A 24,994-nucleotide genomic window follows, 5' to 3' on the forward strand; every position below is an offset into this window, starting at 1 on the left:
GTTCGCACCGGCCCTTCTTCCATCCACGCGGGAAGCGCTACTTCCTGCGGTAGCTCTTCTGCGCGGTATTCACTTTCACCAGATAGCGGCGCGACTCGGCGGCCGGGTGCTTGGTGGTCAGCGTTTGGTACACGTCGCCCGGCTGCATGCCGTTGATGATGCCCACCGCGCGCGTCCTGTCGCTGGAGAACACCCGCAGCACGCTGCCGGCGCCGCCGTTGTAGGCGGTGATCACCGCATAGCGGCGCGAGGTCGGGTTCTGAATGCCGCCCAGGTAGTTGTTTTGCAGGATCGCCAGATAGGCGGTGCCGGTGTCGATGTTGTTCTCCGGATCGAACAGGTAGCTGCGGCTCGGGGTGCCCCATTTGCCGCGCATCTGGAACACATCCTTACCGGCGGTGTGCTGCACCACCTGCATCAGGCCCAGCGCATCCGAACCGCTCACCGCATAGGGGTTGAAGCTCGATTCGGTCTGCATGATTGCCAGGATCAGCGATTCGTCCACGCCGTATTTTTCCGACGCCTTGCGCACCATCGGCAGATATTTGTGCGCACGTTTGTCCAGGTGGTTCGGCACCAGTTGGATGGTGACCGAGTAGATGACGTGCAGGCCGGAGGTGCGTTTTTGCAGCTTGGTCTGCAGCAGGTAATCGGCGAAGTGCGCCGCGCGCCATTCCCAGCGGATCGGCGCGCCTTTGTTATCCAGCACCTGGCCGTACAGGAACGGCTCTTTGCTGATCTGGATATCGTTGGCGTCGGAATAGAGATCGATGGAGCCCGGATCGTCACCCATCAGCAGCGTGCTGATGATCGCCTGGCGCAGGTGCGCGGCGGGATCGGTGGTGGCGATGGTTTCGATGGTGATGGCGCCGGTGTCGAAGTTGATGTGGCTGCGGGTTTGGTATTGGTCGGTATATTTGACGTAGTCTTTCGGCCCGGCGATCAGAACTTCGTTCAGACCCCAGATGTTCTCGATGTTGTGAGCGAATTGCCCCATCAGAATGTCGAAGCCGTTGGTGTCTTTGATCCAGGCTTCGTTGATTTCTTCACTTTTTTTGCCGGAACAGGAGATCAGCAAAGGCGCTATTACGAGCAAAGCTAAAATTTTCTTCATCTTAAAGCCGTTTGGAAGAAGTATAAGAGGATTGAAGCGGGCCAGCGCCTGGCCCCAACAGCGTTATTCGCTTGGCGGCGTATAGCCTTCGATGTGCACGTCGTGCCCTTCGAACAGGAACTTGATCATTTCCTCTTCCAGCAGTTTGCGGTCATCCACGTTCATCATGTTCAGCTTCTTCTCGTTGATCAGCATGGTCTGCTTCTTCATCCACTCGCCCCAGGCTTCCTTGGAGATCTCGTTGTAGATGCGCTTGCCGACGTCGCCGGGATAAAGCTGGAAGTCCTGGCCTTCGGCGTCGCGCTGCAGGAAAGTACAAAAAATGGTGCGGCTCATGCTAATTCCTCGTCGATGGCGCTATCGCCATATAAGTTTTGTTGGATCGGGGGCTGCTTCGCCAGCTGTTGCAACAGGCGATCCACCGGCGCTGCCAGCCCGACCGACGGCGGCTGCGCTAAGTTATACCAGAGACCCGCGCCCTCATCCATGCCGCTGCCCGCCGCGTCGAGCGACAGCCACATCGGCACGATATCGAGATGGAAATGGCTGAACGTGTGGCGAAATGCGGTCAGCTGTTCCAGGCGCTTGCCTTTCAGACCGCGCTGCTGCAGCCAGAGTTCCAAATCCACGCGCGCGCTGAACTGCGGGAAGCAGAACAGGCCGCCCCACAGGCCCACCGCCGGGCGCTGTTCCAGCCACACGCGGTCGCCGTGCTGCAGCAATAAGAAGTAGGCGGTTTTTTCCGGCAGGGTCTGTTTGGGTTTCTTGCCGGGGTAGTTGGCCCAGCTGTGGTTGGCGTAAGACAGACAGCCGACGTTGAGCGGGCAGAGTTCACACTTGGGCTTGGAACGAGTGCAGACCATGGCGCCCAGATCCATCATCGCCTGGTTGAACTGGCCGACGCCCTGCGCCGGGGTGACCTCTTCGCTGATTTTCCACAGCCGGTTTTCGACCTCTTTTTTGCCCGGCCAGCCTTCCACCGCGTAGCAGCGGGCCAGCACGCGTTTCACGTTGCCGTCGAGGATCGGATAGTGTTGGCCCAGCGCCAACGACAGCACCGCGCCGGCGGTGGAACGGCCGACGCCCGGTAAATCGGCGATTTCTGCGAAGGTTGTCGGGAACTCGCCGCCGTGCTGTGCGACAATGGTCTGCGCCGCTTTGTGCAGATTGCGGGCGCGGGCGTAATAGCCGAGGCCGGTCCACAGATGCAGCACTTCGTCCAGCGGGGCTTCCGCCAGCGCGCGCACGTTGGGAAAACGGGCCATAAAGCGCTGAAAATAAGGAATGACGGTGGCAACCTGGGTCTGTTGCAACATCACCTCGGAGAGCCATACTTGATAGGCGGTTTTTTCCAGCTGCCACGGCAGGGTTTTGCGGCCGTAGCGCTGATACCAGTCAAGCACCACCTGTGCGAATTGTTGTGCTTGCATCATGAGCAGCGTCGTTATCCGGCAGAAAATGAAGCGAGATTGCAGCATAGAGTCATGGTGCTGTAAACCGGAACTTTCCGACGCCGCACGGCGGGTACAGAAGATGAACACTTGCTAAACCAATGTATCTTTGCATAATGCGCGTTTCCCTAATTGGCAGCCAAACAGACAGAAAGCACTATGATTAATGACGTCATCTCCCCGGAATTTGATGAGAACGGCCGCGCGATGCGCCGTATCCGCAGTTTTGTCCGCCGCCAGGGGCGGCTGACCAAAGGCCAGCAGCACGCGCTGGAGAACTATTGGCCGGTGATGGGCGTGGAGTATCAGGCTGAGGCTGTCGATCTCGCCGCGCTGTTCGGCCGCGAAGCGCCGACGGTGCTGGAGATCGGTTTTGGCATGGGCGCCTCGCTGGTGACCATGGCGGGCAATAATCCGCAGCAGAACTTTTTAGGGATCGAAGTGCACTCGCCGGGCGTGGGCGCCTGCCTGGCCGACGCCCACGAGGCGAAGCTGAGCAACCTGCGCGTGATGTGCCACGATGCGGTTGAAGTGCTGGAAAACATGATCCCGGACGGCTCGCTGGACATGGTGCAGCTGTTCTTCCCCGATCCGTGGCACAAGGCGCGCCACAACAAGCGCCGCATCGTGCAAACGCCGTTTGTCGAACTGGTGCTGCGCAAGCTGAAGACCGGCGGGGTCTTCCACATGGCCACCGATTGGCAACCTTATGCGGAACATATGTTAGAGGTTATGAACGGGGTCGCAGGCTACCGTAATCTTTCCAGCGATAATGATTATGTGCCGCGTCCGGATTCGCGCCCATTGACGAAATTTGAATTACGCGGCCAGCGCCTGGGACATGGCGTTTGGGACTTGATGTTTGAGAGGAAAGAATAATGGCTAAGAACCGCAGTCGTCGTTTACGTAAAAAGTTGCACATTGAAGAATTTCAGGAGCTGGGTTTCTCCGTAGCCTGGCGCTTCGCCGAAGGCACGTCGGTGGAAGACATCGACAGCACGCTGGATACCTTCATCGATGAAGTGATCGAGCCGAACGGCCTGGCGTTTGACGGCAGCGGCTACCTGCAGTGGGAAGGTCTGATCTGCCTGCAGAAGATCGGCCACTGCACCGACGAGCATCGCGAACTGGTGAAAAGCTGGCTGGAAGCGCGCAAACTGACCGACGTTAAGGTCAGCGATCTGTTCGATATCTGGTGGGATTGATCGCGGCTGCCCGATGAGCGCGGCTTCGCGCCGCTTATTTCCCCCTAAATAATTGGATTCGCATCACGGCGGCAAGAGGGTGATTCCCCAGGAGCTTACTTCAGTAAGTGACTGGGGTGAGCGCTCGCAGCCAACACAGATGCGGATTCAAGTATGACGGGGATGGATTTAAGGTGCCTTAACGGCGCCTTTGTTTTGCCCGGAGTGTGACCGAGGTGGTAACAACATTGGATAACGCGTTGCTGGAAGAGATCCTGCAACAGGTGCGCCCGCTGATTGGCCAGGGAAAAGTGGCCGACTACATCCCGGCGTTGGCGGAAGTGCCCGCCGATCGGCTGGCGATCGCCGTGTGTACGGTGGATGGCGAACTGTTCCAGGCCGGCGACGCCGCGGAGCGCTTCTCCATCCAGTCGATCTCCAAAGTGCTGAGCCTGACGCTGGCGCTGACGCGCTATCAGGAGCCTGAGATCTGGCGGCGCGTCGGCAAAGAGCCTTCCGGCCTGCCGTTCAATTCGCTGCTGCAGCTGGAGATGGAACAGGGCAAACCGCGCAATCCGTTTATCAACCCCGGCGCGCTGGTGGTGTGCGACATGCTGCAAACCCGGCTCAGCGCCCCCAAACAGCGCATGCTGGAGGTGGTGCGTCAGTTGGCCGGCGAAGACGACCTGGCCTATGACCTGCGGGTGGCGCGCTCCGAGTTCGAACACTCCGATCGCAATGCGGCCATCGCCTATCTGATGAAATCGTTCGGCAACTTCGAAAACGACGTCATCACCGTGCTGCAAACCTATTTCCACTACTGCGCGCTGCGCATGAGCTGCGTGGAACTGGCGCGCAGCTTCGTCTATCTGGCCAATCACGGCCGCGATCTCAGCGGCGAGGCGGTGATCAGCCCGCTGCAGGCCCGGCAGATCAACGCCCTGATGATGACCAGCGGCATGTACGACGGCGCCGGCGAATTCGCCTATCGGGTGGGGATGCCGGGCAAGTCTGGCGTGGGCGGCGGCATCGTGGCCATCGTGCCGGACGAGCTGTCGATCGTCGTTTGGTCGCCGGAGCTGGATGCTTCCGGCAACTCGCTGGCGGGAACTGCGGCGCTGGAACTGTTGTCTCAACGTATCGGTCGTTCGATTTTTTAATCCCAGTCTGGATGGGAGTCAGGAGAAGCTATGTTGAAGAAAACCGGGTTAGCCTTACTGCTGCTGGCGGCGACTGCCGCGCAGGCCCACGCCGAGTACCAATGCAGCGTTAAACCCCAAGACGATGTGATCATCAGCCCGCAGAGCGTGCAGGTGAAAGGCGCCAGCGGCGACCTGCAAATATCGCCGGATGGCGACGTGATCCGCAACGGCCAGGCGCTGAGCCTGAACGACAGCCAGCGGCAGAAAGCCTTCAGTTACCAGAGCGCCTTGCGCAAGCAACTGCCGTGGATCGACGACGGCGCGCAGAAACACCTGGAGAAAGCCCGCGCAGCGCTGGATAAAGTGATCGTTAAAGAGCTGGGCAGCAACAGCAACGTGCGCAACCGGCTGACCACCCTGAACGGCCAACTGAAACAGCAGATGAACCGCATCATCGAGCACCGCAGCGACGGTCTGACCTTCCACCACCAGGCGATTGACCAGGTGGAACAGGACGGCCGCAACATCGTGCAGCAGAGCATGGGCGGCGTGCTGCAGGACAGCCTGAACGAGATGGGCGTCAAACAGGCCGCCAATAGCGGCGGCAACCCGCTGCAGGCGATCATGGGCAACCTGGGCGGCTTGCAGAAGGCGATCCAGAACGAATGGAACAATCAGGAGCAGGACTTCCAGAACTTCGGTCATGACGTGTGCAACCGCGTCACCGCACTGGAAACCCAGCGCAAGGATCTGCTGAAGGCGTTGAAGTAACGGATAGATATCGCATATCCATATCAGAGACGCTGAGGCGAAGCGAAATTCTGGTTGATACCTATCAGGCATTGTTTTTGGAGGCTTGGCTTGAGTATTTCGGCTAAACGCGTCAGCTTTGACGATGCGACGATGTGGGTCGAACTGAGCGACGCCCGAATTATTGGCGTGCCACTGGCCTGGTTTCCGCGTTTGTTGAATGCGACGCAAGAACAGCGGGCGGGGTATGAGCTCAGCGCTCGCGGCATCCATTGGGATGCGTTGGACGAGGATGTTTCCGTTGAGGGATTGCTGAAGGGGCGTGGCGACGTGACGCATCGCCCTCATAATGCCGCCTGAACATGAAAAAAAGCGCTGATCATTCAGCGCTTTTTTTTATTCGTCGTCCGCCAGGAACAGTTCCAGCAGCGAGTTGAGGAACAGCTTGCCCTTCTCGGTAATTTGCCAATGCTCCGCGGTTTCTTCCAGATAGCCTTTGGCCAGCGCCTCGTCCAACTGCGGGCGAATGACGCTTTCCGCCAGCCCGGTGTAGTTGACGAAGTCGGCGCGCGGCGCGGCTTCCAGCAAGCGGAAGCGGTTCATGAAGAACTCGAACGGCCGATCCGCCGCCGCCACCTCATGCTGCTTGTCCATGTAGTCGCCGCGCATAAAGCCGCGCGGGTGCTTGGTCTTGGCGGTGCGCAGGATGCGTCCGTCGCTGAAGGTCACCTTGCCGTGCGCGCCGCAGCCGATCCCCAGATAGTCGCCGAAGCGCCAGTAGTTGAGATTGTGCTGGCATTGGTAGCCCGGCTTGGCGTAGGCCGAGGTTTCATACTGCTGGTATCCGGCGGCGCTCAGCAGCTGGTGGCCGCGCTCGAAGATGTCCCACAGCGCGTCGTCGTCCGGCAAGACCGGCGGGCGTGAGCTGAACAGGGTGTTCGGCTCGATGGTCAGCTGATACCACGACAGGTGCGGCGGATTGAGGGCGATCGCCTGGCGCAGATCGTCCAGCGCCTCTTCCAGCGACTGATCCGGCAGGCCATGCATCAGATCGAGGTTGAAGCTGCGCAGGCCAAGGCCGGTCGCCAGCGTCGCCGCGCGTTTGGCTTCTTCCGGGCCGTGGATGCGCCCCAGACGGTTCAACTTCTCGGCGCTGAAGCTTTGCACCCCGATGGAGATGCGGTTGACGCCGGCGCGCTGGTAGCCGCTGAAACGATCGGCTTCCACGGTGCCGGGGTTAGCCTCCATGGTGATTTCGGCGTCGTCGGCGACGCGAATGCGCGCCCGCACCCCGTCCAGCAAGGCCTGCATCGCCTCGGCGCTCAGCAGGCTGGGGGTGCCGCCGCCGATAAAGATAGTGCTGATTTCCCGGCCGCCGGCCAGCGGCAGGTCGGCATCCAGATCCGCCAACAGATGATCGACGTACTCCTGATGCGGCACGTCACCCTTCAGCGCATGGGAGTTGAAGTCACAGTACGGGCATTTCTGCACGCACCACGGGATATGGATGTAGAGACTCAGCGGGGGCAGCTTAAGCATTGCGCATGGCTTCCAACATCAGCTTCAGCGCCTTGCCGCGGTGCGAAATCGCCCGCTTCTCGTCGCGGCTTAGCTCGGCGGCGGTGCGGCCCAGCTCCGGCACGTAGAAGACAGGGTCGTAACCGAAGCCGCCTTCACCGGCGGCCTGCTCAGTGATTTCGCCGGCCCAACTGCCGTGGAACACCAGCGGCGTCGGGTCTGCCGCATGGCGCAGATAGACCAGCACGCAATGGAATTGCGCGCCGCGCCGGCCCGGCGCCACGTCTTTCAACGCCGCCAGCAGCTTGTCGAGGTTTTGCCGATCGTCGGCATCTTCGCCGGCATAGCGTGCGGAGTAGATGCCCGGCGCGCCGCCCAGCGCGTCCACTGCCAGACCGGAGTCGTCGGCGATCGCCGGCAGGCCGGTGACCTGTGCCGCATGGCGCGCTTTCAGGATGGCGTTTTCGATAAACGTCAGGCCAGTTTCTTCGGCGGATTCCACGCCCAGATCGGTTTGCGCGACCACGTCCAGGCCGAAATCGGCCAACAGGTCGGCGAGTTCGCGCACTTTGCCCGGGTTACCGGTGGCAAGAACGACTTTTTGCATAAGTGACTACCTTGAAAATTATTCGATGATACTCTGCGTATCTGAAGCCGCAGCCGCGTTGGCTGCACGCTCTCACCCCAGTCACTGGAGTGACCCAGCTCCTGGGGACTCAAGCCCTTGCCGCCTTGCTGCGGCTCCAGCTACTTTGTGTATAGCGCCGCGACCACGGCGGGGATCTGTTGCGGATTCACGATGCGTAACTGTTTATGCCGCCCCAGTTCGCCTTTCTCGATGGTGACGTTGCTTTTCGCCACTTTGAACTGCTTGGCGATAAACTTGATCAGATGGGCGTTGGCTTGGCCGTCGACCGGCGGGGCGGTGATGGCGACTTTTAGTTCGTCGCCATGCAAGCCGATAATTTGGTCGCGGCTGGCTTTCGGCTGAATATATAGCCTGATCGCCAGCCCGTCCAGCACCGGAGTGACCGCACTCACAGCAGGAACCAGATCTCGCCGAACAGATCCATGCCCAGGTAGTTGATCAGATAGAGGATCAGGATCACTACCATGGCGGAAAAGTCGATGCCGCCCATCGCCGGGATGATGCGACGGATCGGCGCCATCAAGGGTTCGGTCAGTTGGTACATCACGTAGTCGATCGGGCTGCGGCCCTGGCTTACCCAGCTCATCAGCGCACGAATGATCATCACCCAGAAGATCAGGTAGCCGGCGGACTTCACCAGCGAGATCAGACCGAACAGCAGGTTATACGGGCTGAGCGACATCGCGCCGCCCTGAATCAGCAGCAGCAGCGGGTACTTGATGGTCATCAGCAGGAACGCCAGCAGCAGCGAAGCGCTGTCGATGGGCCCCAGTGACGGGATGATGCGGCGCAGTGGGCCGACCACCGGCTGGGTGATCTTCACCACAAACTGTGAGAACGGGTTGTAAAAATCGGTGCGCGCCCACTGCATCCAAATGCGCAGCAACAGCACCATCACGTACAGATCAATAACGGTCTTGACCAGGAAAGTCAGCGTTAGCATGAAGTGGTCCTTCTCCTTAACTCGCGGTTATTTAAAATAATTTTTCCATCTCTTGGGCGCGGGAAACGGCGGCCTGCATCGCTTGCCCCACGGTTTCCGGCAGTTGGCGTTCGTTGAACACCCGCAGCGCTTCGGCGGTAGTGCCGCCTTTGGAGGTCACCTGTTCGCGCAGCGTGCCCAGCGGCGTATCCGGGTTGGCTTCCACCAATGCGGCGGCGCCGGAAGCGGCCTGTTGCACCAGATCGCGCGCGGTCTGGCTGTCGAAGCCCATGCGCTCGGCCTCTTTTTGCATCGCCTCCATAAACAGGAAGAAATAGGCCGGGGCGCTGCCCGCGGCGGCGATCACGCCGTTGATGCCATTTTCGTCATCGACCCAGCAAACTTTACCGACCGACGCCATTAAATCGCCGGTGTAATCGCGATCCCGCTGGCTGACCTGCGCCGGCGCGTACAGCCCGCTCATGCCCTTGCCGACCAGCGACGGAGTGTTGGGCATGATGCGCACGATGTCCAGCTTGTCGCCGAGCAGCTGATAGAAACGGCTGACCTGAATGCCGGCGGCGATCGACAGCACCAGCTTGCCGCTGAAATCGACCTGCTCGCGCAGCGGCTGGCAAACGTCGGCCATCAGCTGCGGTTTGACCGCCAGCACCACCACCTCGGCCTCGCGCGCGCAGGCGACGTTGTCGCCGCTGCTGACGATGCCGTAGTCCGCCGCCAGTGCGTCACGGTTTTTCGCCGAGGGGGCGCAGACGCTGATGGATTTGGCTGGATAGCCGCCCGCCACCAGGCCGGCGATGATTGCACGCGCCATATTGCCGGCGCCGATAAAGGTAATCTTGCGATGTTGCATCAAATCCCTCGTCTGTGTGTCAGGCCTGCGAGTAGTCGCGGGCGCCAAAAATTGCGGTGCCGATGCGCACCAGGGTGCTGCCTGCGGCGATCGCCGCCGCCATATCGTCCGTCATGCCCATCGACAGCGTATCGGCCTGCGGATAACGCTGGCGCAGGGCGAGAAAGGCGTCGTTCATCCGGCTGAATACCGCCAACTGCCGCTGATAATCCGCTTCCGGCGCCGGGATGGCCATCAGGCCGCGCAGCGTCAGGTTCGGCAGCGCGACGATCGCGTCGGCCAACGCCGGCAGCTCGGCCAACGCAATGCCGGATTTGCTTTGCTCGTCGCTGATGTTGATTTGAATCAGCACGTTGAGCGGCGGCATGTCGGCCGGGCGCTGATCGCTCAGGCGCTGGGCGATGCGCAGCCGATCCACGGTATGACACCAGGCGAAATGTTCCGCCACCAGCCGACTCTTATTGGATTGCAGCGGGCCGATAAAGTGCCACACCAACTCATCGCCCTGCGGCGACTCGGCGAAATGCCGGATCTTGTCTACCCCTTCCTGCACGTAGTTCTCGCCGAAGGCGCGCTGGCCGGCGGCGATGGCTTCTTCGATCGCCGCCACAGGTTTGGTTTTGCTGACTGCAAGCAGAGCAACTTCTTCCGGCGCCCGCGCGCAATTTCGCGCGGCGGCCGCGATGCGGTTTCTGACATCCTGCAGGTTCTGTTGGATAGTGCTCATTATTGACCCGGGAGAGTGATATGGATATCGATGAATTCGTGGCCCTTAGTGTAAAGCATAATGCTTCCGATCTGCACCTTTGTGCCGGTCATCCGCCGATGTTGCGCATCGACGGTGAACTGCAGCCGCTGGCGGCGGCGCCAACGCTGACGGCGCAAGGCGTGCAGGCCCTCTGCGACGGATTGCTGAATGCGCAGCAGCGCGAGAGCCTGCGGCGGCTGGGGCAGGTCGATCTGGCGTTGCACAGGCCGGGCGGGGAGCGGCTGCGGGCCAACGTTTTTCAACAAAGCGCGGGGATTTCTCTCGCGTTGCGGCGTATCGCCGCGCAATCGCCTTCGCTTGCCGAGCTGGCGGCGCCGGCCATTGTCCCGGCGTTGCTGCGGCGCGACAACGGGCTTATCCTGGTCACCGGCGCCACCGGCAGCGGCAAGTCCACCACGTTGGCGGCGATGATCGACGAGATCAACCGGCACCAGCAGCGGCACGTTTTGACGCTGGAGGATCCGATCGAGTTCCTGCACCGCAGCCGGCGATCGCTGATCCAGCAGCGGGAGATCGGCCGCGACAGCCACAGCTTCGATGCGGCGTTGCGCGCCGCGCTGCGCGAAGATCCGGATGTGATCCTGCTGGGCGAGCTGCGCGATACCGCCACCATCCGGCTGGCGCTCACTGCGGCGGAGACCGGCCACCTGGTGCTGGCGACGCTGCATACCCGCAGCGCGCCGCAGGCGGTAGAACGGCTGGTGGACGTGTTTCCCGCGGAAGAGAAACCCTATGTGCGCGCCCAGCTGGCCGGCAGCCTGCAGGCGGTGATCGCGCAAAAGCTGATGAGGCGCCCCGGCGGCGGACGCGTGGCGATCTTTGAAGTGCTGACGGCGACGGCGGCGGTCAGCAACCTGATCCGTGAAGGGAAAACGCATCAGTTGGCGAGCGTGTTGCAAACCGGCGCGCAGTCCGGCATGCAAACCTTTGAGCAAGGTTTGCAGCAGCGGATCGACGCCGGTGTGTTGGGGGACTGCGCGGGGGAGGGAACGGGCGTTTAGCCCAGCTGCCGTTCGAACCAGCTTTCGAGGATAACCACCGCCGAGGCGGAATCCACGCTGCCTTTGTCGAGCGCGCGGAAGCCGCCGCGATCGAACAGGTTGGCGCGCGCCTCCACGGTGCTCAGACGCTCGTCATGCAGATCGATCTGGATGCCGAAGCGGCCGTGCAGGCGGTTGGCGAACTTGCGCGCCTGGGCGGTAACGGGTTGTTCGGTGCCATCCATGTTCAGCGGCAGGCCGACCACCACCAAATCCGGTTGCCACTCCTTCAGCAGCTTTTCGATTTTCAGCCAGTCCGGCGAGCCGTCCTGCGCTTTGAAAGCCGGCAAGGCGCGGGCGCTGCCGGTCAACTCCTGGCCGACGGCCGCGCCGATGCTTTTGGTGCCGAAGTCGAAGGCGATAATGGTGCGGTTGCTCATCAGGCGTGTCCTGCGTGGTTGGCGATGCTGCGAATGTCGATACCCAAAAGGTTCCCCGCCTCGCGCCAGCGGCTGGCGATCGGCGTGCGGAACAAAATGTCGGTGTTGGCTTCGATGGTCAGCCAGGCGTTTTCCAATACTTCCTGCTCCAACTGGCCCTTTTCCCAACCCGCATAACCCAGTGCCACCAGCACGTCGTCCGGTTGCTCTGGCGTGCCGAGCGTTTCCAGCACGTCTTTCGAGGTGGTGATCATGGTGTTGGGCGAAATTTGAATGCTGGCGCCGAAGCCGTGGCGCGGCGTATGCAGGATAAACCCGCGATCGTCCGCCAGGGGGCCGCCGGCGAACACCGGCTTGTCCAGGCTGATGGCCGGATCGCGCGCAGGCGGCATGATCTTCAGCTTGCTCAGCACCGTGGCTACCGTGAACTGCTCCACCGGTTTATTGATCACCAAACCCATGGCGCCTTCTTCGTTATGCTCGCAGACGTAAATCACCGAGCGTTTGAAGCGAGGATCCTGCAGCGTTGGCATGGCGATCAGAAAATGGTGCTGTAAATTCATGGCGTTAGTATAAGGTAATCAATGGGTGAGAAAATAAACAGCCGCCAGTATGCGGCTATACCCGCCGCCTTTCAAGCCGTTGCCGAAAGGCGCGCTTTGGCGGGCGCGATACGGGATAGCGGGCGGCATACCGCCCGCATGACGCATTACTTCGCCGCCAGGCGCTTTTCAATCGCGTCCATCAGCATGCCGGTAATCGAAATCGGGAATGCCGCCTCAATCTCGCGTGCGCAGGTTGGGCTGGTCACGTTGATCTCGGTCAGGCGATCGCCGATCACGTCCAGGCCGACGAAGATCAGCCCTTTCTCTTTCAGCGTCGGGGCGACGGCGCGGGCGATTTTCCAGTCGCTTTCGCTCAGCGGGCGCGCTTCGCCGCGGCCGCCGGCCGCCAGGTTGCCGCGGGTCTCGCCCTGCGCCGGAATGCGCGCCAGGCAGTAAGGCACCGGCTCGCCGTCCACCACCAGGATGCGTTTGTCGCCGTCCTTGATCGCCGGCAGGAAGTTCTGCGCCATGCAGAAACGGCTGCCGTGTTCGGTCAGGGTTTCGATGATCACCGACAGGTTAGGATCGTCCTGCTTCACGCGGAAGATAGACGCGCCGCCCATGCCGTCCAGCGGTTTCAGGATGATGTCGCCGTGCTGCTGGTGGAATTTGCGGATGTGCGCGGCGCTGCGGCTGACCAGCGTATCCGGCGTCAGTTCCGAGAACCAGGCGGTGAACAGCTTCTCGTTGCAGTCGCGCAGACTTTGCGGCTTGTTGACCACCAGCGTGCCTTTAACTTCGGCGCGTTCCAGAATGTAGGTCGCATAGATGTATTCGGTATCGAACGGCGGATCCTTGCGCATCAGGATCACGTCCAGTTCGTGCAGCGCCAGATCCTGCTCGGCGCCGAAGCTGAACCAGCTCTCCTTGTCTTCCTTCACGCTCAGCAGGCGGGTGCGCGCGCGCCCGTCACCGGCGTGCAGATAGAGATCGTTCATCTCCATGTAGTGCAATTCGTAACCGCGGCGCTGCGCTTCGAGCAGCATGGCGAAGCTGGTGTCTTTCTTGATGTTGATGGAATCGATAGGATCCATCACGATGCCGAGCTTAATCATCTTTTCTCCTTTAACCCAGGTCGCCGAAGCGGACCTGCAGAGCGGTAATGGCGGTGAGCGCTGTGGTTTCGGTACGCAGAACGCGTGGTCCCAGCAGAATATCAGTAAATCCGTGGTCGGTGGTCATGGCGATTTCGTCGGCGGACAAACCGCCTTCCGGGCCGATCAGCAGGCGAACATGATCCACCGGCTGCGGCAGCGTGTTGATGCTGTGGCTGGCGCGCGGGTGCAGGTTGAGTTTCAGGCTGCCGTCCTGCTCGGCGCACCAGGCTTCCAGCGACATCGCCTCGCGGATTTCGGGAATGCGGTTGCGGCCGCACTGTTCGCAGGCGGCGATGGCAATCTTTTGCCATTGCTGGATTTTCTTCGCCAGACGCTCGCCGTCCAACTTCACGCCGCAGCGCTCGGAAAACAGCGGGGTGATGACGTTGACGCCCAGCTCGATGGATTTCTGGATGGTGAACTCCATCTTCTCGCCGCGCGAGATCACCTGGCCCAGGTGCAGGTTGAGCGGCGATTCGATGTCATCCACGCGGCCGTCGCCGAGGCGCACCAGCACGCTCTTTTTGTCCACCCGGACTATCTCGGCGTCGAACACCTGGTTGCTGCCGTCGAACAGCTGCAGCGCCTGGCCGGCGCTCATGCGCAGCACGCGCCCGACGTGGTTGGCGGCGTCCTCGCTGAGGGCGATCTCCGCCCGGTCGGTCAACGGCTGCGGATGGTAAATGCGGGGTATGCGCATGGGTAGTCTGATCCTGACGAAACGGCGCCGCGGGTTGGCGGCGCCATGAAAGATAAAGGCTATAGTAGGTTAGCTTTTCCGCTGCTGACAAGCCTGTTGAATATAGGGGTTGTGGTTGCCCTGCACCTTGGCGATACGTGCTTCGCGCTGACATTCCCATTGGCTCACCGGATATTGCCGGTTCCACACCTCGAACAGCCGGGTTTGCTGGCGTGACAGCCGCAGCTGGTAGCGATCGCGCATGTAGAAGTAGGTGCGGGCAATGGCGCCGCGCGCGCGGGCGGGCGGCTCCGCCTGTTTATTCTTGAAATCCACCTTCATCGGGCATTGCCCGTACTGGCCCGCGCCGCCGTTCCATTGGCTGTACATGAAGTTGTTGCGGTCGCCGTTCACTTCGCCGATCGCCGGCTGCAGGTTGTGCAGATCGGTTTCTATCTGGCGATAGGTGGCGTCTTTGTTGCAGTTCTTGCGCCCGCCGTCCTGCCAGCACTGCAGCTGGTGGCCGAACTGCCAGGCCGGCACCACGTGTTCCCACTCGATACGCTGCGCGCGTTGGGCGTTTTTACGCACCTGATAGCCGCAGCCGGCGAGATCTGGGATGCCCTTCTTGCCTTGCCAGTCGATGCGGCAGCCGCAGTAAAAACTGCCCGGCGCATCCTGGTTAATCTTGGCCGCCGCCGCCTTGGCCTGAGAAAAATTATTGATGCCGTGCGCCTGTACGGCGCCTGCGGCGAAAACCGCCATAAACAAAATTCTGCGAAGCATATTCCAAAACAGCTCAAAATTGGAAAAGCAGGCAGGGTAACGGAACTTGCCGGCAGTGGCAAATGGCGATATTTGCTTGTTTTAACGTATAAATCGTTTAACTAAAGGTTCTCGCTAGCAAGAAATTTCAGTTTTTCGCCGCACCGGCGGCAGCGGTATTCGCTTTCGCCGCGCAGCACGCGGTTATGGCGGCGAATGGTGAGCTGGTGCTGTCCGCAGCCGCAGCGGTAGGGGAAGGTTTTGCTTTGCACCGAGGCGGTTTCGAAACGGTGAGTGCGGCTGGCGGGGGTCAGCAGTACGCTTTCCATCATCCAGCGCCATTCGCGGCCGTGCGGCGCCACCCGGCCGAATTGGCGAAACACCAGCAGGTGCGCCAGCTCGTGCGGCACCACTTCATCGATAAACGGCTGTTGGTTTTCCAGCAGCAGCACCGGGTTCAGACGGATTTCCCAGCTTTGCAGCCAGGCGGTGCCCGCGCTGGTGCCGCGTTGCTGATAGACGATGCTGGGTTCGGGGAACTCGACGGCAAAATGCCGGCGTGCCAACTGCAGCTTTTCTCGCAGGCAGCGCATCACCGCTTGTTGCAGCGCGATGGGGATTCTCGGTTTGTTCATTGCGGCCTAGCTTAAGCAATGGCGCGGCGGCTGACAATATGCCCCGGCCTAAATCCGCATCCGACGCTTTCTTGGCGCTGTGCGCCGGTTTTTCGCCACATTGATAAGACGATCGCCGTCGATGGATTGTAATCAATGTGTTAACTGCGGGATAATAAAGCGTGCATGATGAGCCTGTACCCGCAGTTCTCACCGGACAAGGTTGAAACGCCGCCTGTGGTAATCCCTTACGCAAAGAGCGGTTATTTTGCGATTTGGCGCAATAACTGACTGATTAAAAATACGTAAGGTGGAGGCAGTTTTTTGACAAGGCGCCGCCTCGCGCGCCGCAAGTGTGAATTTAACGCAGCTGATGTTGCAAGTGAGAGATCAATGTCGAATAAACCGTTCCACTATCAAGATCCGTTCCCGCTGAAGAAAGACGATACCGAATATTATCTGCTGAGCCGCGACCACGTTTCCGTGAGCGAGTTTGAAGGCCAGGAAATACTGAAAGTTGCCCCTGAAGCGTTAACCCTGCTTGCCCAGCATGCGTTCCACGACGCCTCGTTCATGCTGCGCCCGGCGCACCAACAGCAGGTGGCCGATATCCTCGACGATCCGGACGCCAGCGAAAACGACAAGTACGTTGCGCTGCAATTTCTGCGTAACTCAGAAATCGCCGCCAAGGGTATTTTACCGACCTGCCAGGACACCGGCACGGCGATCATCGTCGGCAAAAAGGGCCAGCGCGTCTGGACCGGCGGCGGCGATGAAGAAGCGCTGTCGCGTGGGGTCTACAACACCTACATCGAAGAGAACCTGCGCTATTCGCAGAACGCCGCGCTGGATATGTATAAAGAGGTCAATACCGGCAGCAACCTGCCGGCGCAGATCGATCTCTACAGCGTGGACGGCGAAGAGTACAAATTCCTTTGCATCGCCAAGGGCGGCGGCTCCGCCAACAAAACCTATCTGTACCAGGAAACCAAGGCGCTGCTGTCGCCGGGCAAACTGAAAAACTACCTGGTCGACAAGATGCGCACGTTGGGCACCGCGGCTTGCCCGCCGTACCACGTGGCGTTCGTCATCGGCGGCACCTCGGCGGAAGCGACGCTGAAAACCGTCAAGCTGGCCTCGACCAAGTATTACGATGGCCTGCCGACCGAAGGCAACGAGCATGGCCAGGCGTTCCGCGATCTGGAACTCGAAGCGGAATTGCTGCAAGAAGCGCAAAACCTGGGGCTGGGCGCGCAATTCGGCGGCAAATACTTCGCGCACGATATCCGCGTGGTGCGCCTGCCGCGCCACGGTGCCTCCTGCCCGGTCGGTATGGGCGTCTCCTGCTCGGCGGATCGCAACATCAAAGGCAAGATCAACCGCGATGGCATCTGGCTGGAAAAACTGGAGCACAATCCGGGTAAATTCATTCCTCAGGAGCTGCGCCAGGCCGGGGAGGGCGAAGCGATCAAGGTCGATCTCAACCGCCCGATGGCCGAGATCCTCAAACAGTTGTCGCAGTATCCGGTTTCCACCCGCCTGTCGCTGAGCGGCACCATCATCGTCGGCCGCGATATCGCGCACGCCAAGCTGAAAGAGCGTCTGGATCGCGGTGAAGGCCTGCCGCAGTACGTCAAGGATCACCCGATTTACTACGCCGGCCCGGCCAAAACGCCGGAAGGCTACGCGTCCGGTTCCTTGGGGCCGACCACCGCCGGACGTATGGATTCCTACGTCGATCTGCTACAATCTCACGGCGGCAGCATGATCATGCTGGCGAAAGGCAACCGCAGCCAGCAGGTGACGGATGCCTGCCACAAGCACGGCGGCTTCTACCTCGGCAGCATCGGCGGCCCGGCGGCGGTGCTGGCGCAGCAGAGCATCAAGAGCCTGGAGTGCGTGGAGTACCCTGAGCTGGGCATGGAAGCGATCTGGAAAATTGAAGTGGAAGATTTCCCGGCGTTTATCCTGGTGGATGACAAAGGCAATGACTTCTTCCAGAAGATTCAGGCCGGTCAGTGCGCCAGCTGTCTGAAATAATCGCTGCCCCCTCCACCGCCCGCGGGTGGTGGAGGGGATTGTGTAAAGTCCTGTAGCTTGCTGGACGTCGAGTTTTAACCTGTATACCCTACGCGAATAGCACTAAAATTCGACTAATGGAATATCGGCAACATAAGGTTCGGCAAGCACATGGGCACGCAGGAAAGTCACATCAGGGAGTTACTGGTCTGGATTGAAGATAACCTGACCAATCCGCTGTCGTTGGATATCGTTTCCGCCAAGTCAGGCTATACGAAATGGTACCTGCAGCGCATGTTCAAGAAGCAGACCGGATTATCGTTAGCTTCCTACATTCGCGCTCGCCGCCTCTACATCGCCGCCTTCGCCTTGCGTTTCACGCAGAAGAGCATCCTCGATATTTCGGTTGAATATCAATTCGATAATCAGCAGACATTCTCGCGCTGTTTCAAGAAACATTTCGCCGAATCGCCCAGCGTTTATCGTCATGCCCGCAAACAGGACTTCAGCAATCTGGTGCGTTCGCTGGCGGCCAGCCAGCCCGGCGATATTCAGGTCGAACGCGTCAGCATCGCCAGAGGGCAATACGCCTTTCAGGGCAAACAGTACGCTTATCACCTGGATATCGAAAAGTTGGACAAGTCGCATCTGCCGCAGCGCAGCGCGCTGCGGGCGCAGTTCTACACCTTGTTGGGCGAGCGTCCGGCGCAGACCTATTCGTTTACCCAACTGGTGCCGGACGGCGAGCGGGTCAGGGTCGACTATACCCTGGGCGTGACGGCGGACTATCCGCTGCGTGAAGGCGTGGCGCTGGAGCCGCTGCCGGAGGTCCACGGCGAGTTTTGCCGTTTTCGCTATTCCGGCAAGCCGGTGGCGCTCAATGACCACATCATTCAAATCTACACGCAGGTGCTGCCCGAAATGGGGCTGGCCCGCGGCGACGGGCCGGACATGACGGTGTTCAGCTATTCGCTGAGCGGGAAAGAGGAGCTGCACCTGGAGCTGCAACATCTGGTGCCGGTGGTGCCGCTGCACTGATCCCGTCGGCGGCCGGCCGCCGGTTTTTTTGCTGCACGATCGCCGCCATCACCGCCAGAGCGATCTCCGCCGGGGTTTTGCTGCCGAGCGGCAGGCCGATCGGCGCGTGAATGCGTTCCAACTCCTGCGGCGTGAATTCGGCGATCTGCTGCAACCGCTGGCGCCGCCGCGCGCTGTTTCTGAGCGAGCCCATGGCGCCGATGTAAAACGCCGGGGTGTGGATCGCTTCCATCAGCGTCAGATCGTCCATACGCGGATCGTGGGTCAGCGCCACGACGGCGGTATTGGCGTGGCAACCGCCGTCCTCAATGAACTTGGCCGGAAACTGGCGCAGCAGCGTCACGCCCGGTTTTAACTCGGCGGCGAAGTTATCCAGCGCCTCCGGGCGGTTCTCGCACACCAGCACCTCAAACCCCAGCGCTACGGCGAAATCGGCGCAGTACAGCGCCACGCTGGACAGCCCGGCGATCAGCAGGCGCGGCGCGGCCGCGATATGCAGGGTAATCTGTTCGAGCCGGCGTTCAACCTGAGTGGCGCTGGTGAAATGGCTCTGCTCAAGGCTATGGCAGGCGTTGGGCAACGTCAGGCGTTTGAGCAACGCATGATGCCCTTCCAGCGCGCCGGCGATGCGCCGCAGGTAAGCGACGCTGGCTTCTCCCGCCGGCAGATACTCGATCAGTACGTCCAGCACGCCGCCGCACGGCAGCGCCACATTGGGCGTCATGCCGCCTTCGCCGTAGCGGATCACCTGGCTGGCCGCCTGATACTCCCCGGCGGCCACGCGCCGCAGAAAGTCCTCCTCCACGCACCCGCCCGACAATGAGCCGCTGTAGCGGCCGTCGCGGGTCGCGGCCATCAACGCGCCCGGCGACCGCGGCGAAGAGCCATAGGTGCTGAGCACGGTGCATAACCAGACCGGCTGTTGTTGCAGCCAGCTTACCGCCTGGCTGACCACGGTGACATCAAGATGTTGCATAGGTGAATTTACTCGCTGGCCGGGAGTTGCGATGGAAGATCAATATCCCGCACGACGCCGGGGTGTTCAAGCGGCAGCAGGTGCACCGCTGCGCCTTGCAGCAGTTCACGCGCGCCATTATCGCCGCGCAGTTGGCAAAGTGGTTTGCGCAATCGGGCGGAAAAGCCGACCGGGTGGCCGGGCTGTTGCGCATAGCTGGGGCGCACGATCGGGTGCTGCCGCAAGGCATCCGCCACCTGTCGGAAAACGTCGGCGCCGACGAACGGCATATCGGCCAGGTGGATCAGCCAGCCTTGCCAGTGCGGCGTGGCCGCAACGCCCGCGGCGATTGAGTCGCCGAGGCCCGCGCTGGCGAGCAGGGTGACCGGCACCTGGTTGGCGGCGCAGGCTGCCAGCACCGGCAGATTATCCGGCCGGGCCACCACATGTACCGGCAGGCCGGAGGCCAATGCCCGGCGCAGGGTGTGTTCAAACAGCGATCTCTGCTCGCCCGCCGCATCGGCAAATCCGGCGTTCAATTTGTTGCCCTGGCCGCCGGCCTGAATAAAGCGCTCTCCGCGTCCGGCGGCGGTAATGACAATGCCCGTGGTCATGGTTGAAGTCCGCGTTTGCGCAAATTATTTATTAGCCTACAAACTACCTGTGTTTTGTAAATGTTTTTTTGTTGAAAACAACCTGTTAATCATCACATAATTTTAGTTATAAGCATATGCTTATGACGTCTACGGCAAGGTCGTCAGCGTTTGCGCAACAACACCGCGAACAAAAACCAATTACAAGAAAGACGTGAAGGACTTATTTATGAGCAATTTCAACCCGTCGCGGCGCCGCTTTATCAAAAGCGCCGTGATTGCGGGGGTCTCCGTGTACCTCGCCCCCCTGTACAGCCGTGCCTACGCCGCGCTGTTCGAGCAAAAAATCCTCCAGTCGCCCAACTGGGATCCGCAGGCCAAGCGCGTCCGTTTCCGTATCGATGGCCGCGCCAAGGTCATGGGGCAGAAGGTGTTCGCGCGCGATATCCGCGCGGTGGACATGCCGCACTGGCCGCAGAAACAGGCGCACGCCTTCATTCTGCGCGTGACTAAAGCCGACCGGCTGTTCGAAGGCGTCGATCTGTCGCTGCTGGGGGACGATCTGCAGCCCGATCGCCTGGTGACGGCGGAAGATCTGGCGCGCGACGGCCTGGCCTTTCCGGCGTTCTACGGTGACGACATGCTGCTGCCGAGCGGCAAAACCCCGGCCTACCTCGGCCAGGCGGTGGCGATCCTGATCTATCACGACTTCGCCCGTTTCCGCTTCGCCAAGGACAAGCTGAAATTCCGTGAGGAAACCATCAAATACGGCGCGGTCACCGGCCCGCTGGAGCGCGATCCCTGGGGCAGCTTCCGCTATGTGCGGGTGGGGGGAGAACAGCCGTTCGACGACGACCGCTTCTCCAGCCTGAAGGACACGCCGATCTTCCCGGTGTCGATGAAAAAACACCTGCCGGTGTGGCCGGAAGGGCGTGAGGGCGGCAAGCTGGATCAGGAAGGCATGCGCTATGCGGGGATGATCGCCGACGAGATGGCGAACTCGCCGGCCGACTGGCTGGTAATGTCGCGCCGCTACACCACGCAGTCGATCGACACCTCGGCGCTGGAGCCGGACAACGCCAACGGCTGGTTCGACGCGCAGACGCAAACCCTGCATCTGGTGGTGCCGACCCAGTCGCCGCAGGAAGTGGCCGACGAGATGCCGCGCATGCTGGCCAAGCGCAACCCGCCGGTGAAACAGCTGATCCTGCACCCGTGCTACACCGTGGGCTACGGCTCGAAAGATCACTACAACTTCCCGTATTACGGCGCGGTGGCGGCGATGTACGGCGACGGCCACCCGGTGCGCCTGGCCAATGATCGCTTCGAACAGTTCCAGACGGCGTTGAAGCGCCACGCGTTCGACATGAACTACCGCATCGCGGTGAATAAGCAGACCGGCGTCATGCAGTCGTTCCTCGGTGACATGACCGCGGACGGCGGCGGCCGCAGCAACTTTACCCCTTCGGTGGTGATGGTCGGCGCAACCGCCGCCCAGTCGATTTACTACTTCCCGAAAAGCGATCTGTCGTCGGTCGGGTTGGCTTCACGCGCCATCGACGCCGGTTCGGCGCGCGGTTACGGCACGCTGCAGAGCATGGCCGCCACCGAGATGATGGTGGATGAGCTGGCCGCCGAGCTGAAGATCGACCCGATCGAGTTTCGCCTGCGCAACGTGCTGAAATCCGGAATGAAAAACACCCAGGGGGCGATCCCGGCCGGTGCGATCCGCGCCGATGAAGTGCTGGAGAAGGCGGCGAAGCACGAGATGTGGCTCAAGCGCGCCGAACGCAAGGCCGAGTTTGAGAGCCGCCATCCCGGCAAGCGCTATGGCGTCGGCTTCGGCTGCGTGCAGAAAGACTTCGGCACCGGGGCGGAAACTTCGTTCGCCCGGGTGGAGCTGAGCGAAGATGGCCGCATCACCCTGCATCACAGCGGCGCGGAGATGGGCACCGGCATGTCGACCTCGCAGTCGGTATTGTGCGCGCAGTGGCTGGGCAAACCGGCCGACGAAGCGCACTTCTCGGTCACCGACTGGTCGGTATTGCCGATGGTCACCAGCGGCGATCCTTACCTGATGTCGCAGGAAGAGCAGGACAAGCTGCAAACCAACCCCAACTGGACGCCGAGCTACTGTTCGCCGTCCAGCGCCAGCAACTCGGCCTATTACTTCTCGCACAGCACTCGCGAAGCGGCGCGCCTGATCTTCGATCACGGCCTGTGGCCGGCGGCGATGGCGCTGTGGCAGGCCGGTATCGGCGGCGGCCAGGCGGCGCCGCTGGTGGTGCGGCGCGAAGATGCGCGTTGGGTCGAAGGCGGCCTGACGGCGGCGGGCATGTCGGTGCTGAGCCTTGAGCTGCTGGCCAAGACTGCTTATCAGATGGGCGGCGTCACCGGTGCCGCGGTGCACGTGTTCAACCGCTGGCAGTGGGCGGAGGCCGATTTCACGTTGAACGGCAAAAGCGAACGCCTGCCGATCGACGGCATGGCGCTGCGCAATGCCGGCGGCGAATTCAAACCGCTGGCGCGCGGGCAGGTCTACTACCCGCCGACCCAGCGCAACAATGCGGCGGTGACCTACTACAGCGCCGTCGGCACGCTGGCGGAAGTGGCGGTGGATATCGCCACCGGCCAGGTGGAGTTGCTGAATCACCACTCGATCATGGAGTGCGGCAACCTGATCGTGCCGGAACTGGTTTCCGGCCAGCTGCAGGGCGGGCTGGCGATGGGCATCGGCCATGCGCTGCACGAATATTTACCGCTGTACGAAGACGGCCCGGGCAACGGCACCTGGAACTTCAACCGTTACCACCTGCCGCGCGCCAGCGACGTGGCGGTGTGGAAACAGAGCGGCGACATCCTGCCGGCGCTGTCGGAAACCGATCCGCCGAAAGGCATGGCGGAAGTGGTGATGATCCCGATCGTGGCCGCACTGGTCAACGCCATTGCCGACGCCACCGGCCACCGTTTCCGTGATTTGCCCGTTCGTGCAGAAAATATTCGTGAGGTATTACAATGAGCATTAAAACCCAGCCGATTTCCCTGACCATCAACGAGAAACAGTACGGCCCGATCGAGGTGCCGGAAGGCTTGATGATGATCGATTTCCTGCACGAGTATCTCGATTTGACCGGTTCGCGCCTCGGCTGCGGGCAGGGCATTTGCCACGCCTGCGTGGCAATCGTCGATCACCCGAGCGGCACCAGCGAAGAGGTGCGTACCTGCATCACCGGCGCGCATTTCTTCAACGGCAAGAAAGTGCGCACTGTCGAAGGCCACGCCAGGGTGGACGAACAGGGCGAGGTGGTCGAGCTGTCGCCGATCCAGCAGGCGTTTCTGGAACACTACAGCTTCCAGTGCGGCTACTGCACGCCGGGCTTCGTCAACGCCGCCACCATTTTCGTGGAAAAGCTCAAGCGTGAGCCGATCGCCCGCGATCAGCTGGAGAATGCCATCGAGCAGGCGCTGGATAGCCACATTTGCCGCTGCACCGGCTACGTGCGCTACTACGAAGCGGTGCGCGACGTGGTGCTGAAAACGCCGGGCCTGCTGAAGGAGACGGCGCAATGAAAAAACGTCTCGCAGTGTTGATTGTGCTGGTGGCGATCGTGGTGATTGCGCTGCTGTGGTGGCGGGAAAACCGCCGTTACGACGGCCCGGTGCAGCAGGTAACCGCCAGCGCCGAACAGATCGCCCGCGGCCGTTATCTGGCGCAGGCCGCCGACTGCGCCGCCTGCCATACCGCCAGCGGTGGGGCGCCGTTGGCCGGCGGCTATCCGCTGGACACGCCGTTCGGCACGATTTACGGCAGTAACTTGACGCCGTCGGCCGACCACGGCATCGGGCGCTGGAGCAAGGACGACTTCTTCCTGGCGTTGACGCAGGGCGTGGCGCCGGGCGGGCGGCACCTGTACCCGGCGATGCCTTACACTTCGTATAAGGGCATGTCGCGTCAGGACGCCGACGACATCTACGCTTACCTGATGACGCGCCCGGCGGTGGACGTGGCCATTCCGGCCAACGACATGCCATTTCCGTTTAACCAGCGCATGGCGCTGATCGGCTGGAATCTGTTGTTCCGCAGTCAGGATCCGTTGCCGGCCAGCTCGCAGGGCAGCTCGCCGCAATGGCAGCGCGGTCGCTATCTGGCCGACGTGCTGGGCCACTGTGGCGAATGCCACACGCCGCGCGGCGCGCTGGGGCAGATGGATCTCGGCAAACCGATGCAGGGCGGCGATCTCGGCCGCTTCATGGCGCCGGACATTACGCCGCACGGTCTGGCGCAGCGCGGCTGGACGCCGCAGGACGTCAGCCGCTTCCTCAGCACCGGCCTCGCACCGCAGGGTTCCGCCTTCAGCGAGATGCACATGGTGGTGGATCTCAGCACCCGTCATTTGACGCCGGAAGATCATCAGGCGCTGGCGCTGTATCTGATGGGTGAGCAGCCGCCGGCGGCGGTGCCGGTGAAAATGGGCCAGGGCAGCGATGCCGGGCGCATGACCTATCTGGATCAGTGCGCCGGTTGCCATGCGCGCGAAGGCGAGGGCAAACCGCACGTCGCACCGGCGATGCGCGATAACGCCACGCTGCGCCAGGCGGACGGCAAGAACCTGATCGTGTCGGTGCTGGATGGCCTGCCGGCCCAGCAGTTCCCGAACGGTGAAAGCATGCAGAGCATGCCGGGCTTCGGCGAGCGTCTGAGCGATGCTGAAGTGGCGGAACTGGTGAATTACCTGCGGGTGACCTGGGGCGGTTTGCCGGCGGACGTCACCGCCGAGCAGGTGAAAGCGCTGCGCAAGTAAGCGGCGTTCAGGCGAAAAAAATGGCCCGCATCTG

Annotated in this window: 28 protein-coding genes; 11 read left to right on the plus strand and 17 right to left on the minus strand. The window is 61.4% G+C overall.

What is annotated here, in order from left to right; genetic code table 11:
* Window positions 1-37: 37 nt before the first annotated feature.
* The 3 genes from mltC to mutY form a co-directional block, all read right to left on the minus strand.
* The gene (gene mltC / locus ACMGGK_RS02795; protein ID WP_004937402.1) at window positions 38-1,114 is read right to left on the minus strand and encodes a membrane-bound lytic murein transglycosylase MltC; all 1,077 of its coding nucleotides are present in this window, start codon (window positions 1,112-1,114) and stop codon (window positions 38-40) included.
* Window positions 1,115-1,177: 63 nt separating this feature from the next.
* The gene (locus tag ACMGGK_RS02800) at window positions 1,178-1,450 is read right to left on the minus strand and encodes an oxidative damage protection protein (RefSeq protein WP_004937404.1); all 273 of its coding nucleotides are present in this window, start codon (window positions 1,448-1,450) and stop codon (window positions 1,178-1,180) included.
* Window positions 1,447-2,547: an A/G-specific adenine glycosylase gene (mutY, locus tag ACMGGK_RS02805; RefSeq protein WP_004937408.1), complete on the minus strand. Its 1,101-nt coding sequence runs from the start codon at window positions 2,545-2,547 to the stop codon at window positions 1,447-1,449. The genes ACMGGK_RS02800 and mutY overlap by 4 nt, the downstream gene beginning before the upstream one ends.
* A gap of 177 nt (window positions 2,548-2,724) precedes the next feature.
* On the opposite strand from mutY, the gene trmB reads away from it, so the two are divergent.
* The 5 genes from trmB (at window position 2,725) to ACMGGK_RS02830 (ending at window position 6,001) form a co-directional block, all read left to right on the plus strand.
* Window positions 2,725-3,444: a tRNA (guanosine(46)-N7)-methyltransferase TrmB gene (trmB, locus tag ACMGGK_RS02810; protein WP_016930097.1), complete on the plus strand. Its 720-nt coding sequence runs from the start codon at window positions 2,725-2,727 to the stop codon at window positions 3,442-3,444.
* The gene (locus ACMGGK_RS02815; protein ID WP_049300553.1) at window positions 3,444-3,770 is read left to right on the plus strand and encodes a YggL family protein; all 327 of its coding nucleotides are present in this window, start codon (window positions 3,444-3,446) and stop codon (window positions 3,768-3,770) included. Before trmB ends, ACMGGK_RS02815 begins: the two co-directional genes overlap by 1 nt.
* 215 nt (window positions 3,771-3,985) lie before the next feature.
* The gene (gene glsB, locus ACMGGK_RS02820) at window positions 3,986-4,909 is read left to right on the plus strand and encodes a glutaminase B (RefSeq protein WP_004937414.1); all 924 of its coding nucleotides are present in this window, start codon (window positions 3,986-3,988) and stop codon (window positions 4,907-4,909) included.
* 30 nt (window positions 4,910-4,939) lie between these two features.
* The gene (locus ACMGGK_RS02825; RefSeq protein WP_033639389.1) at window positions 4,940-5,662 is read left to right on the plus strand and encodes a DUF2884 domain-containing protein; all 723 of its coding nucleotides are present in this window, start codon (window positions 4,940-4,942) and stop codon (window positions 5,660-5,662) included.
* Between the two features lie 90 nt (window positions 5,663-5,752).
* Complete coding sequence (locus ACMGGK_RS02830; RefSeq protein WP_151254410.1) at window positions 5,753-6,001, plus strand: DUF2442 domain-containing protein; 249 nt, start codon at window positions 5,753-5,755, stop codon at window positions 5,999-6,001.
* A 36-nt stretch (window positions 6,002-6,037) separates the two neighbouring features.
* Here the strand turns inward: ACMGGK_RS02830 and hemW are convergent, their stop codons facing one another.
* The 6 genes from hemW to ACMGGK_RS02860 all read right to left on the minus strand — a co-directional run bounded on the left by hemW (window position 6,038) and on the right by ACMGGK_RS02860 (window position 10,331).
* Entirely contained in the window at window positions 6,038-7,180 is a 1,143-nt protein-coding gene (hemW, locus tag ACMGGK_RS02835; protein ID WP_048796774.1) for a radical SAM family heme chaperone HemW, read from the minus strand.
* A complete protein-coding gene (locus ACMGGK_RS02840; RefSeq protein WP_016930092.1) occupies window positions 7,173-7,766 on the minus strand; it encodes an XTP/dITP diphosphatase in 594 nt (197 codons plus the stop codon). Before ACMGGK_RS02840 ends, hemW begins: the two co-directional genes overlap by 8 nt.
* A 140-nt stretch (window positions 7,767-7,906) precedes the next feature.
* Entirely contained in the window at window positions 7,907-8,200 is a 294-nt protein-coding gene (yggU, locus tag ACMGGK_RS02845; protein WP_016930091.1) for a DUF167 family protein YggU, read from the minus strand.
* On the minus strand, window positions 8,197-8,751 hold the full coding sequence (locus tag ACMGGK_RS02850; RefSeq protein ID WP_004937436.1) for a YggT family protein: 555 nt from the start codon (window positions 8,749-8,751) through the stop codon (window positions 8,197-8,199). Before ACMGGK_RS02850 ends, yggU begins: the two co-directional genes overlap by 4 nt.
* Before the next feature lie 31 nt (window positions 8,752-8,782).
* On the minus strand, window positions 8,783-9,604 hold the full coding sequence (gene proC, locus ACMGGK_RS02855) for a pyrroline-5-carboxylate reductase (protein WP_033639391.1): 822 nt from the start codon (window positions 9,602-9,604) through the stop codon (window positions 8,783-8,785).
* A 19-nt stretch (window positions 9,605-9,623) separates the two neighbouring features.
* Window positions 9,624-10,331, minus strand: a complete 708-nt coding sequence (locus tag ACMGGK_RS02860) for a YggS family pyridoxal phosphate-dependent enzyme (RefSeq protein WP_049300549.1) — start codon at window positions 10,329-10,331, stop codon at window positions 9,624-9,626.
* 20 nt (window positions 10,332-10,351) lie between these two features.
* Between ACMGGK_RS02860 and ACMGGK_RS02865 the strand changes: the two genes are divergently transcribed.
* Window positions 10,352-11,374, plus strand: a complete 1,023-nt coding sequence (locus ACMGGK_RS02865; protein WP_420276672.1) for a type IV pilus twitching motility protein PilT — start codon at window positions 10,352-10,354, stop codon at window positions 11,372-11,374.
* Here ACMGGK_RS02865 and ruvX read toward each other — a convergent pair.
* The 6 genes from ruvX to ACMGGK_RS02895 all read right to left on the minus strand — a co-directional run bounded on the left by ruvX (window position 11,371) and on the right by ACMGGK_RS02895 (window position 15,574).
* A complete protein-coding gene (gene ruvX / locus ACMGGK_RS02870; RefSeq protein ID WP_015379046.1) occupies window positions 11,371-11,793 on the minus strand; it encodes a Holliday junction resolvase RuvX in 423 nt (140 codons plus the stop codon). The genes ACMGGK_RS02865 and ruvX overlap by 4 nt on opposite strands.
* The gene (locus tag ACMGGK_RS02875) at window positions 11,793-12,356 is read right to left on the minus strand and encodes a YqgE/AlgH family protein (protein WP_033635940.1); all 564 of its coding nucleotides are present in this window, start codon (window positions 12,354-12,356) and stop codon (window positions 11,793-11,795) included. Before ACMGGK_RS02875 ends, ruvX begins: the two co-directional genes overlap by 1 nt.
* Before the next feature lie 146 nt (window positions 12,357-12,502).
* Complete coding sequence (gene gshB, locus ACMGGK_RS02880) at window positions 12,503-13,453, minus strand: glutathione synthase (RefSeq protein WP_016930084.1); 951 nt, start codon at window positions 13,451-13,453, stop codon at window positions 12,503-12,505.
* A gap of 10 nt (window positions 13,454-13,463) precedes the next feature.
* Complete coding sequence (gene rsmE / locus ACMGGK_RS02885) at window positions 13,464-14,195, minus strand: 16S rRNA (uracil(1498)-N(3))-methyltransferase (RefSeq protein WP_049300547.1); 732 nt, start codon at window positions 14,193-14,195, stop codon at window positions 13,464-13,466.
* Window positions 14,196-14,264: 69 nt separating this feature from the next.
* Complete coding sequence (endA, locus tag ACMGGK_RS02890; RefSeq protein WP_049300546.1) at window positions 14,265-14,960, minus strand: deoxyribonuclease I; 696 nt, start codon at window positions 14,958-14,960, stop codon at window positions 14,265-14,267.
* Between the two features lie 101 nt (window positions 14,961-15,061).
* Window positions 15,062-15,574: a SprT family zinc-dependent metalloprotease gene (locus ACMGGK_RS02895; protein ID WP_016930082.1), complete on the minus strand. Its 513-nt coding sequence runs from the start codon at window positions 15,572-15,574 to the stop codon at window positions 15,062-15,064.
* Between the two features lie 372 nt (window positions 15,575-15,946).
* Here ACMGGK_RS02895 and fumA point away from each other — a divergent pair, with 372 nt between their 5' ends.
* Window positions 15,947-17,593, plus strand: a complete 1,647-nt coding sequence (gene fumA / locus ACMGGK_RS02900) for a class I fumarate hydratase FumA (protein WP_016930081.1) — start codon at window positions 15,947-15,949, stop codon at window positions 17,591-17,593.
* A 150-nt stretch (window positions 17,594-17,743) separates the two neighbouring features.
* The gene (locus ACMGGK_RS02905) at window positions 17,744-18,610 is read left to right on the plus strand and encodes a helix-turn-helix domain-containing protein (RefSeq protein WP_016930080.1); all 867 of its coding nucleotides are present in this window, start codon (window positions 17,744-17,746) and stop codon (window positions 18,608-18,610) included.
* Here ACMGGK_RS02905 and ACMGGK_RS02910 read toward each other — a convergent pair.
* Both ACMGGK_RS02910 and ACMGGK_RS02915 read right to left on the minus strand, forming a co-directional pair.
* Window positions 18,534-19,586: an XdhC family protein gene (locus tag ACMGGK_RS02910; RefSeq protein WP_420276673.1), complete on the minus strand. Its 1,053-nt coding sequence runs from the start codon at window positions 19,584-19,586 to the stop codon at window positions 18,534-18,536. The two genes, ACMGGK_RS02905 and ACMGGK_RS02910, sit on opposite strands and share 77 nt — an antisense overlap.
* 8 nt (window positions 19,587-19,594) lie before the next feature.
* Window positions 19,595-20,179, minus strand: coding sequence for a nucleotidyltransferase family protein (locus ACMGGK_RS02915; RefSeq protein ID WP_016930078.1), 585 nt, complete (start codon window positions 20,177-20,179; stop codon window positions 19,595-19,597).
* A gap of 208 nt (window positions 20,180-20,387) precedes the next feature.
* Here ACMGGK_RS02915 and ACMGGK_RS02920 point away from each other — a divergent pair, with 208 nt between their 5' ends.
* The 3 genes from ACMGGK_RS02920 to ACMGGK_RS02930 are packed head-to-tail and all read left to right on the plus strand — an operon-like array spanning window position 20,388 to window position 24,960.
* Complete coding sequence (locus ACMGGK_RS02920) at window positions 20,388-23,177, plus strand: xanthine dehydrogenase family protein molybdopterin-binding subunit (protein WP_420276674.1); 2,790 nt, start codon at window positions 20,388-20,390, stop codon at window positions 23,175-23,177.
* Window positions 23,174-23,728 (plus strand): (2Fe-2S)-binding protein, encoded by a 555-nt coding sequence (locus ACMGGK_RS02925; RefSeq protein WP_015379038.1) that lies wholly within the window; start codon window positions 23,174-23,176, stop codon window positions 23,726-23,728. Before ACMGGK_RS02920 ends, ACMGGK_RS02925 begins: the two co-directional genes overlap by 4 nt.
* Window positions 23,725-24,960 carry a cytochrome c gene (locus ACMGGK_RS02930; protein WP_110147407.1) on the plus strand — a complete coding sequence of 412 codons (1,236 nt, stop codon included), beginning with the start codon at window positions 23,725-23,727 and terminating at the stop codon, window positions 24,958-24,960. Before ACMGGK_RS02925 ends, ACMGGK_RS02930 begins: the two co-directional genes overlap by 4 nt.
* Window positions 24,961-24,994 lie beyond the last annotated feature (34 nt).

It is taken from the genome of Serratia sp. BNK-33-b (assembly GCF_048684565.1).
GTDB classification, from domain to species: Bacteria; Pseudomonadota; Gammaproteobacteria; order Enterobacterales; family Enterobacteriaceae; genus Serratia; species Serratia marcescens.

Coding starts and splice junctions, on each gene's coding strand:
- ACMGGK_RS02800 (WP_004937404.1), bottom strand. CDS start 1,450: ATGAGCCGCACCATTTTTTGTACTTTCCTGCAGCGCGACGCCGAAGGC.
- ACMGGK_RS02850 (WP_004937436.1), bottom strand. CDS start 8,751: ATGCTAACGCTGACTTTCCTGGTCAAGACCGTTATTGATCTGTACGTG.
- ACMGGK_RS02925 (WP_015379038.1), top strand. CDS start 23,174: ATGAGCATTAAAACCCAGCCGATTTCCCTGACCATCAACGAGAAACAG.
- hemW (WP_048796774.1), bottom strand. CDS start 7,180: ATGCTTAAGCTGCCCCCGCTGAGTCTCTACATCCATATCCCGTGGTGC.
- ACMGGK_RS02840 (WP_016930092.1), bottom strand. CDS start 7,766: ATGCAAAAAGTCGTTCTTGCCACCGGTAACCCGGGCAAAGTGCGCGAA.
- ACMGGK_RS02920 (WP_420276674.1), top strand. CDS start 20,388: ATGAGCAATTTCAACCCGTCGCGGCGCCGCTTTATCAAAAGCGCCGTG.
- ACMGGK_RS02825 (WP_033639389.1), top strand. CDS start 4,940: ATGTTGAAGAAAACCGGGTTAGCCTTACTGCTGCTGGCGGCGACTGCC.
- mltC (WP_004937402.1), bottom strand. CDS start 1,114: ATGAAGAAAATTTTAGCTTTGCTCGTAATAGCGCCTTTGCTGATCTCC.
- ACMGGK_RS02815 (WP_049300553.1), top strand. CDS start 3,444: ATGGCTAAGAACCGCAGTCGTCGTTTACGTAAAAAGTTGCACATTGAA.
- gshB (WP_016930084.1), bottom strand. CDS start 13,453: ATGATTAAGCTCGGCATCGTGATGGATCCTATCGATTCCATCAACATC.
- ACMGGK_RS02910 (WP_420276673.1), bottom strand. CDS start 19,586: ATGCAACATCTTGATGTCACCGTGGTCAGCCAGGCGGTAAGCTGGCTG.
- fumA (WP_016930081.1), top strand. CDS start 15,947: ATGTCGAATAAACCGTTCCACTATCAAGATCCGTTCCCGCTGAAGAAA.
- proC (WP_033639391.1), bottom strand. CDS start 9,604: ATGCAACATCGCAAGATTACCTTTATCGGCGCCGGCAATATGGCGCGT.
- ACMGGK_RS02860 (WP_049300549.1), bottom strand. CDS start 10,331: ATGAGCACTATCCAACAGAACCTGCAGGATGTCAGAAACCGCATCGCG.
- ACMGGK_RS02875 (WP_033635940.1), bottom strand. CDS start 12,356: ATGAATTTACAGCACCATTTTCTGATCGCCATGCCAACGCTGCAGGAT.
- ACMGGK_RS02895 (WP_016930082.1), bottom strand. CDS start 15,574: ATGAACAAACCGAGAATCCCCATCGCGCTGCAACAAGCGGTGATGCGC.
- endA (WP_049300546.1), bottom strand. CDS start 14,960: ATGCTTCGCAGAATTTTGTTTATGGCGGTTTTCGCCGCAGGCGCCGTA.
- mutY (WP_004937408.1), bottom strand. CDS start 2,547: ATGATGCAAGCACAACAATTCGCACAGGTGGTGCTTGACTGGTATCAG.
- rsmE (WP_049300547.1), bottom strand. CDS start 14,195: ATGCGCATACCCCGCATTTACCATCCGCAGCCGTTGACCGACCGGGCG.
- ACMGGK_RS02865 (WP_420276672.1), top strand. CDS start 10,352: ATGGATATCGATGAATTCGTGGCCCTTAGTGTAAAGCATAATGCTTCC.
- ruvX (WP_015379046.1), bottom strand. CDS start 11,793: ATGAGCAACCGCACCATTATCGCCTTCGACTTCGGCACCAAAAGCATC.
- ACMGGK_RS02915 (WP_016930078.1), bottom strand. CDS start 20,179: ATGACCACGGGCATTGTCATTACCGCCGCCGGACGCGGAGAGCGCTTT.
- ACMGGK_RS02930 (WP_110147407.1), top strand. CDS start 23,725: ATGAAAAAACGTCTCGCAGTGTTGATTGTGCTGGTGGCGATCGTGGTG.
- trmB (WP_016930097.1), top strand. CDS start 2,725: ATGATTAATGACGTCATCTCCCCGGAATTTGATGAGAACGGCCGCGCG.
- ACMGGK_RS02905 (WP_016930080.1), top strand. CDS start 17,744: ATGGGCACGCAGGAAAGTCACATCAGGGAGTTACTGGTCTGGATTGAA.